This is a genomic window from Enterobacter sp. UNJFSC 003 (assembly GCF_036903355.1).
Taxonomy (GTDB): domain Bacteria; phylum Pseudomonadota; class Gammaproteobacteria; order Enterobacterales; family Enterobacteriaceae; genus Enterobacter.
Genome location: NZ_JBAKHK010000209.1, coordinates 1 through 262 on the forward strand (window position 1 = coordinate 1; position 262 = coordinate 262).

1 pseudogene is annotated in these 262 nt (G+C 53.8%); it reads right to left on the reverse strand.

From position 1 onward, the window contains the following. Positions 1–237 (reverse strand): annotated as a pseudogene (locus tag V5P19_RS23825) (tRNA cytosine(34) acetyltransferase TmcA); the annotation flags it as partial. Between the last annotated feature and the right edge of the window lie 25 nt (positions 238–262).

Sequence of the window (262 nt, forward strand, 5' to 3'; positions counted from 1 at the left end):
GTCGAATACCGCATGCCGGAACTCGCGCCCAAGTAAAGTTTGTAGTGCCGAGGGAGAACAGTGGTTTTCAGCATCTGGCCGCGGCGAAATCCACAGCCAGTCGCCAGGTAAGGCATCACGCAACTTAAGAGTATGCTCAAAACACCAACCCTCTTCCCCGCTCAACACCAGCAAGCGGCGGATCCCTTCACGTTTCATTTGCGCTGTTAATGTGTGAAGCGCAGTCAGTTCAGCCATCCCTGCCCCGGAAGTTAAATGCTTT